This window comes from Sporosarcina sp. P13 (assembly GCF_002743055.1).
In the GTDB taxonomy this organism is placed as follows: Bacteria; Bacillota; Bacilli; order Bacillales_A; family Planococcaceae; genus Sporosarcina.
The window spans coordinates 1-7,599 of record NZ_PDYM01000058.1; the positions used below are offsets into that span (position 1 = coordinate 1).

The window sequence follows — 7,599 nt, forward strand, 5'->3', positions numbered from 1 at the left end:
TTTTCGGCATAGGCCGGAGATATTGGACGACTATCTGCCATGGTCAAAAAACATCTTGCTTTCTTGCGGAAAGCAAAACTAGCCCTACATTCGAAGAAAAAATTCGAATGTAAGGGCTATTGTGTAGTGCAAAATAGAAGTACATAGTTTTGAAAAGAAAAAGTACATAACGTTGCAACTGAAGTTTCAATAAAAAAAGGCTTGCCAGCCTTCCCAAATCTCTCTACTGTATTGGTGTCTAATCAAATGCAGTGGAGGTTGAAAGGAAATGCTGACAATGCCTGAAATCAATTGTATCAAACTAATGAGGAATCAGAAATCATTATCTATAAATCACATATCAAAGACTTTAGGAATTAACTGGAGAACGGCTAAAAAGTACGCAGATGGTGATCAGCTGCCGAAAGAAAAGGAAAGAAAAAAATCTGGAATGATGTACACGGAAAAGTGGGGAGAAATTGTTGGAGATTGGCTTTGGGAGGATCAAAAACTCAAAAAGAAGGACAGAAGGACAAACAAAGGAATCTTTTCTGCCCTACAAGAGCTAGGGTTCAAGGGGTCCTACAGGACCGTTTCATATTTCATTAAGGACTGGCGTGAAGGAAGAGAAGATATTGAAGATGAAACAAAAGATAAAAACTCCGAGAGATTAATTCATCCACCTGCTGAAGCGCAATTGGATTTCGGATTAATGCAAGCCGTTCAGGACGGGAAATACAGAGACGTTCATTGTTTGGTCATGTCCCTTCCCTTCAGCAACGGGGCTTATGCCATTCCATTGCCTGGAGAAAATAAAGAGTGCCTTTTATATGGGATGAAAAGGATATTCAATCAACTAGGGGGGATACCGAGGAAGATCCGTATTGACAACATGAAAACAGCTGTAGTTAAACCAAGGAACCGAAATGAAGAGGCTGTTTTCACGGATGAATTCCTTCAATTTGCCAATCATTATGGCTTCGAGCCTCAAGCATGTAATCCGTATTCAGGAAATGAAAAAGGAAACGTTGAAAATAAAGTTGGATACGTTCGATATAACTTTATTACTCCAGCACCGGCCATAGAGGACTTGGAACACTTAACAAAGTTACTTGAACAGCAGCTAACGAAGGATCGGGAGCGCGTTCACTATAAAAAGCAAGTCCCGATACAAGAACTACTAGAAGAAGAACATCAATATCTCTTAGCGTTACCTAAGGAAGATTATCCAGTCTTCAAAGAAGAAAAAGCGAAAGCAAACAAGTATGGAGAAATCACTTTGGATAAAGTGAAAGTATACGTCCCGAAAGCTTATAACTATACAAGTCTATCCGTCATAAAGTATTGGAATAGATTCAAGGTACTGTCTCCTCACGGAGAGATTTTGTATGAGGATCATCGGCCATATATGCATAAGAATCGTGAGATTCCATGGAAATCCATATTAACGTCATGGTTGAGCAAACCGCGAGCAGCAACCTATTCACGATTTTCAGCCTATTTGCCGGGTCGTATATATGAATACATAAATATCTCGAATCTAACGATTCGCAAAGAGCGTCTAAATTGGATTCTAGCTCTACTAGCCACTCATGATATGAATGAAATCAATGAGGAGTTCTATGAGCTTCTAAATGGACAATCAGACTCTTTAAAAGAGCCGGAAGCACACCCCTATGATGTTGATTGGAACAAATATGATCAACTTCAAATTGGCCCAAAGATTGAAGGTGAGGTACAGTGACGGCGGATTTAAAAACAATGTGCAAGTTCTTACGCCTAGCCCACGTCAATGATATCTATTCAGATATACCTTATGAGAACTCAGTTCAATTTCTGGAAGATTTATTTCGGAAAGAGCTTCAGCTACGGGAAGAAACGAAGGCAGAACGATTAATAAAGAAAGCAAAGTTTCTACAGAAGAAGTCACTTTCGTCGTTTCAATGGAATGAGATGATCCATTTTCCTTCTCACATTGATTCGTATGAACTTTGTACACTGAATTTTATTGGGCGCAAAGAAAATGTGATTTTAACCGGTGCTCCTGGCACAGGGAAGACTCATTTAGCAACTGGTCTTGGTTACGAGGCCTGTAAGCAAGGACTAGAGGTCCGTTTCTTTAGGGTTTCAGACCTGGCTGAGGCGTTAGAGAGAGCGTGGCTAGAGGGAAAGTTGGTCCAGTTCAGAAGTCGCTTTAAAAGTGTTGATTTGATCATATTGGATGAGATGGGTTATGTTCCTTTTAACAAGGAGGGAGCAGAGCTCCTCTTCCAACTCATTTCTGACTGGTACGAACAAAAAAGTTTGATCATCACTTCCAATTTGGAATTTAGTCAATGGAACCGCGTATTTAGCGACTCTAGATTGACTGCCGCTTTGGTCGATCGGGTGATCCATCATGCCCATATCTTGAATTTTACAGGAGATAGTTTTAGAGTAACCAACGCTTTATCACGACAAAAATAAACTAAATCGAAGGCTGGCAAGCTTGTGTATTTTTCTTTGCATTCTTTTGCACTTTTATCTTGCAAAACACAGCTATTCGTGATGCGCACTACATAAGTGTGCTTTTTTATATTTCGGGCTTACCATTTAAACACAGTAGACTAAGACTTTCATTTGTATAATCTTAAAACTAATATAGTAAATACAAATACACCCTCGAGTTTAGTCAGACAGTAAACTCGAGGGTGTATTTTATTGTTTTCATTAATAGTATGATCTAAAAAGTCTATCTTAATTTGTTCTAAACTAAAGTATTGATCGCTTCTGTAATTTCTGCAGCAGCGGTCTTCATCATTTCTTTAATATCTTCTGTTTTAATTTGATTAATTAATGAAGTTGGAATGTAAGTACCTAACCCTAATATGATTTTACCTTTACTATCAAATATAGGGCAAGCGTAAGCTGAAATACCTAGTGAATATTCTTCATGACTTTCAGCTATTCCCTCTTCACGGATTTTTGGTATTTGCTTGTCTAAATCTTGCTTTGTAGTAACTGATTTCTCAGTATACCTCGTTAAGTGATCATCTGACATGACCTCGTCTAATACATTTTGGGCATCTTCTTCGTCTAAATACGCATAAAAACATTTACCAAGCGCTCCAGCAGTAATTGGGAATGAATCTCCTGCCGACACTGTTAATCGTACTTTTAGATCAGGCTCCTCCTTTGCTACATACATAAGACGTGAGTTACGAACTCTTTTTACCAAAACAAAAGATGAGCCTGTTTTAGTTAAATCTTTCAAGTAGGCACTAGCCACTTCGATATAGTCATTAACTTCTCGTGCACGATTACCCAATGCAATTAATGGTGTACCTAATGAGTATTCTTTTGAATTACTTGAAAATGTAACATAGCTCTTTTCTTCAAGCGTTCTTAATATTCTTAGACATGTACTAACATTTATATCCGTCGCTTCTGAGATTTTAGTTAATTTTGCATGCTGATAGCCTTGTGTTGCCAATAATTCAAGGATTTTTATTGTAGAATCTAGTGCGGGTACTTGACTTGGCTTACTTTCCTTTTTTAAAGTTTTCAAATTTCTGTCCTCCACTCTTATTGTTTATTATTAGTTAGTGTATCATACGTCGTCTCTATTCTGAACTATTATTCAATAAATAGCTCCTATCCATGGTAGTAATAATAAGCTAATAATCACTTTATATTATTTCTTATTTACAACAATATATAAGTACTAACATACTATAAAAGAGTTATATTGAACTAAATAAGAAGTAATTAAAATGAGGATTTAATATTTACAAAATATTAAATCCTCATTTCGGTGGTAACTGTAATTTTTATAGTAATAGCTTTCTGATACATTCCAATTTAATAATATAAATTAACTTCAATTATAACTTTATTTATCTTTCTAATCTATTCGTGCGACTTTTTAGTTATTATCTCCAAGTAACATTTCTCTTGCTTCAGCAGGTGTAGCAATTTCTCGTCCAAATTCATGTGCAATCTTTTTAATTTGTTCAACAAATTCAGCATTCGTCTTCGCTAAAACACCAGGTCGGATGTAAGCATAGTCTTCCATACCTACGCGAACATGTCCACCAAGGCTTATTGCTAATGTATTCATAGCTAATTGATTTTCAAAAGCTACAACGCCCCAGCTTGCGCCTTCAGGCAGTGAATCTAAAAAGTATAGTAAACTCTTTGGTGTTGCAGGCATTCCGCCATCGGCACCTAAAACGATTGAATAATGTAATGAACCAGTAATTAAACCAGCATCGATTAACTTTTGAGCATTAGAAATCATCCCTGGGTGGAACACTTCAATTTCCGGCTTTACATTATTCTCCTGCATTTTTTTAGCTAACTTTTCTAAAAACTGAGGTGAATTCATAAATACAAAGTTCTTCAAGTTGAGTGAACCTGCATCTAATGATCCAAAGTCAGGCGATAGTTCACAGAAAGCTAAACGTTCTTCATCTGTAAGTCCATGCTTGCCTGCAGAAGTTAAACTAATAATAAGTTCATCACCACATTTTTCTTTCACACGTTGTACTAAATCACGATAGATCTCCTTATCCATCGATGGTTTACCATCTTTATCACGAACGTGCATGTGTGCAATTGCTGCACCTGCTTTATAAGCTAAATATACCTCATCTGCAATTTCTTCTGGTTGAAGTGGAAGATAAGGTGTATCCTCTCTTGTTGTTCCAGTTCCTGTAGGTGCCACCGTAATAATTAATTTCTCCATTGTATACAACTCCTAAATAATTATAATTGTTAATATTAAACTTCTTACTTAAAAAACTCCACTTTGAGGGTTTTAAAATAGTTAACTTACTTTTCGTTATGTTGTTTTTCTTGTAAAATACAAATTCATTAGTTTGATAATGTTTTAAACGCGTTCGCCTTTAATTCGGTCTGCTTCTACCCAACATGAATGGGCACCAACCGGAATTCGTTCTGGTAAGATAATACGAGCGACTGGACCACTTGGTAAATCTTGCGCGTCTAGTATAAGGCATTCAGAATGGTTTTTATTCATATCTGTAATAAGAGTAATTAGATATCCATCATCTTCAGATTCTGCATTCACTCTCAGTGCTAGTTGTGGTTCACTTCCAAAACGCCCCTCGCCATACTCATAACGTTGGGATGTTCCATCAAGTAAATCATACTTTTTCACACCGCTTAACCACCATAGCTTTTCCTCGTCAAAAGTCGAGTTATAACTATATTGATACTTCTTTCCAACGTATTCATTACTGACCACTGGGAACTCTGTGATTTCATCATCTAGTAATTCTTCTTTTGTTTCCCCTGTCTTTAAATTAAATCTCCAACGATACATATTGAAGTTCATAGCAGTTTGTTTGAATTGATTTTTCATATTATCAATCGCATCTGAACCTTGCTTCCCAACAGCTGGTTTGCGCGGTGTAAATGTTACGCAACCTTCCATAACTACTTCATCGCCATCTTCATAGCAATTCGATAAATGATAAATAAAGGCAGGTTTCGCTTCAAACCATTTAATCTGGCTGTTATCACCGAATCTCGGAATGATTCCAAAACGGGCAGGCATATCATCAAAGAATGTAACTTTACGTTCTCCCTTTTCCAATAACTCAGGGTCAAAAATGAATGGCAAGTCGTGAAGAATAGAATAGTTTTTTGTGACTCCAAGATCATGTGGCCATCTTATACCTGGTAAATCGATTGGCACATAATGCTTCAAATTATTATTTGAATCTATAACCCCATATTTCATATATGGATATGTTTCACTAAAGTTAAAGAACATCATTTCCCCTGTGTCATTATCTACTTTAAAGTGAGAACATATTCCTGCTGGTGCTATTTCTGTATTCCATTTATCTGGTTCAAGCATTTCCAATGTAATAGGATCTAAACGGTTTGATTCACTACATTGAGACATAGTTGCGAGAAGTTTTCCCGAGTGTGCAATAACGTCAGTACCAGCATTGTCTTTCATAGCTCCCATACTTCCCCACCCTTGGCGTTTTGCCAAATGCGGTTCAAGTATACCAGGCCACAATGATCTACCTGCAGCTTCTTCTGCTAAAAAACCAGTTGTGCGAACAAAACGATTACGATAAACAGCTTTTCCATCTTCAAAATGAACAGCATGAAGCATACCATCGCCATCATAATTATGATATGTACCCATTGGCTCATGCACTTGATTATGTCCGTTACGAACATAGATCCCCTGTAAATCCTTCGGCACTTCTCCAATAACTTCAAGACTTACTGTATCTGCAGTATATTCATTAAAAATAGGTTGATAATGCCCTTTTAAAAATGGATTGGGCGTATCTTTATTGATTGTGGACTTTACGGTATTTTCAATTTTAATCATATTATATCCCTCCACTTTTTAAAGTTTCAATTATATACTTAGCCTACAAGCACGCTTTTACTTAGTGTTTTTTCAAGCCAATTATCCATTAATTCGATAAGAGATATTAAAGTACTTCTTATTCTTCTATCGTGTAATTTGCTCAACGTAAATCCGTATATCTTTAAAACTTTGAATAAATTGGATGTGTTTTCATATACAATTATTTAAAATTATCGTTACTTTACATACCTAATTATCCTTTTTTACTCATTCAATGAGCCCAATTTCTTTCAATAACTCTTCTGCAAGTTTAAAAGTACGTGTTGCTTCTTCTTGAGACTCTTCCGGATCTAAATAATCATGGCCTTGATTAGTCACTTCCAGATATTCAAGATATTCAGGATCTTCCTGAGCCTTTTTTAATGCTTCAGACAAAATTGTCAGTTCTTCATCTGGAATACCTTTAGGCGCATAAATCATTGAGTATGCTTCTATGCCTGGCTCTAATCCTAGGTCCTTCAAAGTTGTTGCTGTATCATATTCTGATTCATCAATTCGAAAATCGAAAAGAACCTTCAAAGTCCCTGCTTCAACATGTTCCATCGCATCTTTAGGCATCACAATTGCCCCATCAATATGACCACCTAGTAGAGCCGTAACACCTTGTGCTCCACCTTCATATGCAATGTTTGTAGCTTCAATCCCTTGGGAACTTGTAACAGCTACCATATTTAAATTTGAAATACTACCTGGACCTGTTGTTGAATAAGTGAACTTACCTGGGTTTTCCTTTGCATATTTCTTTAAATCTTCAAATGTATCCCATGGTGAGTCCTCTCTTACAAGGAGCAACGGAATTCCTACTGTATTTTTCATAATAGGCTGGAAGCTGTCATGTGTGAATGCGACATCTTCAAGGTGAGGTAGAACACTAGTATGTACTACTGATCCATATCCAATTGTATAACCATCCGGTGCAGAGTTCATTAATTTCGTCATACCGAGAATGCCTCCTCCACCTTCAACATTCTCTATTTTAACTTTTTGCTCATTTGGTAAATACTTTTCTACAAGCTTGGATAAAACGCGTGTATCGTTATCACTTAAAGACCCAGCTCCATACGGTACAATAAAACTAATCTCTTTGGATCTACGTCAATATCCTGGACACAAAAAAGTTAAGTCCGTTTCAGAACGGCATCCATTCATGGAGCGTCCTGTATCCAGCGAAACCAGTCAAGTGAAAGACCGCACTTGACAGCTTTCGCTGGATACAGGAA

6 protein-coding genes are annotated in these 7,599 nt (G+C 36.9%); 2 read left to right on the plus strand and 4 right to left on the minus strand.

The window, feature by feature from the left end:
• Positions 1 to 268: 268 nt before the first annotated feature.
• Both istA and istB read left to right on the plus strand, forming a co-directional pair.
• On the plus strand, positions 269 to 1,723 hold the full coding sequence (istA, locus tag CSV79_RS16035; protein WP_099690056.1) for an IS21 family transposase: 1,455 nt from the start codon (positions 269 to 271) through the stop codon (positions 1,721 to 1,723).
• Positions 1,720 to 2,445, plus strand: a complete 726-nt coding sequence (gene istB, locus CSV79_RS16040; RefSeq protein ID WP_099690057.1) for an IS21-like element helper ATPase IstB — start codon at positions 1,720 to 1,722, stop codon at positions 2,443 to 2,445. The genes istA and istB overlap by 4 nt, the downstream gene beginning before the upstream one ends.
• Positions 2,446 to 2,725: 280 nt before the next feature.
• Here the strand turns inward: istB and CSV79_RS16045 are convergent, their stop codons facing one another.
• The 4 genes from CSV79_RS16045 to CSV79_RS16060 all read right to left on the minus strand — a co-directional run bounded on the left by CSV79_RS16045 (position 2,726) and on the right by CSV79_RS16060 (position 7,459).
• Positions 2,726 to 3,526, minus strand: coding sequence for an IclR family transcriptional regulator (locus tag CSV79_RS16045; protein WP_143560596.1), 801 nt, complete (start codon positions 3,524 to 3,526; stop codon positions 2,726 to 2,728).
• Between the two features lie 357 nt (positions 3,527 to 3,883).
• The gene (locus CSV79_RS16050; protein WP_099690059.1) at positions 3,884 to 4,705 is read right to left on the minus strand and encodes a beta-keto acid cleavage family enzyme; all 822 of its coding nucleotides are present in this window, start codon (positions 4,703 to 4,705) and stop codon (positions 3,884 to 3,886) included.
• 144 nt (positions 4,706 to 4,849) lie between these two features.
• The gene (locus tag CSV79_RS16055; RefSeq protein ID WP_099690060.1) at positions 4,850 to 6,337 is read right to left on the minus strand and encodes a carotenoid oxygenase family protein; all 1,488 of its coding nucleotides are present in this window, start codon (positions 6,335 to 6,337) and stop codon (positions 4,850 to 4,852) included.
• A gap of 249 nt (positions 6,338 to 6,586) precedes the next feature.
• Positions 6,587 to 7,459: a tripartite tricarboxylate transporter substrate binding protein gene (locus CSV79_RS16060; protein ID WP_099690061.1), complete on the minus strand. Its 873-nt coding sequence runs from the start codon at positions 7,457 to 7,459 to the stop codon at positions 6,587 to 6,589.
• Between the last annotated feature and the right edge of the window lie 140 nt (positions 7,460 to 7,599).